Annotated in this window: 1 pseudogene; it reads left to right on the top strand. The window is 70.3% G+C overall.

Annotated elements, in window-relative coordinates:
• Positions 1–1182: pseudogene (locus tag BMY22_RS24765) on the top strand (hypothetical protein); the annotation flags it as partial.
• Positions 1183–1293: the final 111 nt, after the last annotated feature.

Raw genomic sequence — 1293 nt, 5'->3', positions numbered from 1 at the left:
TACCTGCCCGAGCTGGAGCAGATGGCGCAGCAGCCGGGGCCGCTCGGCGAGCAGGCGGCGGCCGAGGTCGGGCGGGTGCGCAATGCGCTCGTCGAGGCGCGCAGTGCCGCCACGGAGTTCAAGCGCACCCTCGAGGAGGGCCTGAGCAGCGGTATCCAGGACGCGGTGCAGGGGCTGGCCGACGGCACGCTCAACCTGCGCGACGCGGTGACCAGCCTGGTCTCCAGCGTGGCGGACGCCATGGCCCAACTTGCCGTGCAGCGGCTCGCCGAGCAGGCGACCGCCGGCATCATGGGGCTGCTCGGCGGCGGGAAGAGCGATTCCACCGCCCAGGCGGCGGCGATCACCTCGGCGTCGATGGTAGGCGGCCAGAGCATGGCGGCGGCCATTGTCGCTGCCGGGGTCCAGGCGGGGGCCGCCATGGCGGCGGCGATTTCGGCGGCGGGGACCGGGCAGGCAGCCGGCGGAGCGGCATCCGGCGCGTCCGGTGCGTCGGGGATAGCGGGAGAGATCGGTGCGGCCTCGTCGCAGGGCGCAGCAGAAATAGGCAGCTCCATCACTGCCGCATCGGAAACCGGCAGCGGTACGTTCAGCAGCGCTCTGAACTCGGTGTTCAGCGGCGGCGCCGATCTGTTCGGCAGCCTGTTCGATAGCTTGGGCGGCCTGTTCGGTGGCGGGGGCGGCGACTCGATTTTCAGCGGAATCCTTGGCGGTATTGGTGGCCTGTTCGGTGGTGGTGGCGGTGCAGTAGCTGCCGCCACCGGCGGCCACGTCACCGGCCCGGGCACCACCACCAGCGATTCGATTCCCGCGATGCTCTCGAACTGGGAGTACGTCACCCGCGCCGCGGTGGTTCAGCAACCCGGCGCGCTGGACTTCCTGCACGCCTTCAACGCCAACGGCATGGCTGCCCTGGACGACTACGCCCGCCGCGTGCACCACGCCACCGGCGGCCTGGCCGGCGTGCCGGCTCCGGCCCTGCCGGCACCGAGCCTGGGCACCACCCGCCTGGCCGAGCCGGCCAAGGCCATGAGCACCCAGGTGCAGAACGCGATCAACCTCTACGCCGTGCAGGACGAAGGCCAGATCGCCTCGATGGCCTGGGGTAAGCCAGGCCAGGAACACTTCAAGGTCTTTCTGCAGCGCAACGCCAGCACCGTTCGCAGCATCCTCAAGGTTTAACCTCATGCCCCATCAAATCGGCTACGTCGACAACGCCAACGGCCAGTTGGCCCACTACAACCTGCTCGCCGCCCTCCGCCTGTTCTGCGGCGGCTTCGGCGTGCTCGGCAC

Source organism: Azotobacter beijerinckii (genome assembly GCF_900110885.1).
GTDB classification, from domain to species: Bacteria; Pseudomonadota; Gammaproteobacteria; order Pseudomonadales; family Pseudomonadaceae; genus Azotobacter; species Azotobacter beijerinckii.
This window is presented reverse-complemented; position numbering and strand designations above follow the sequence as displayed.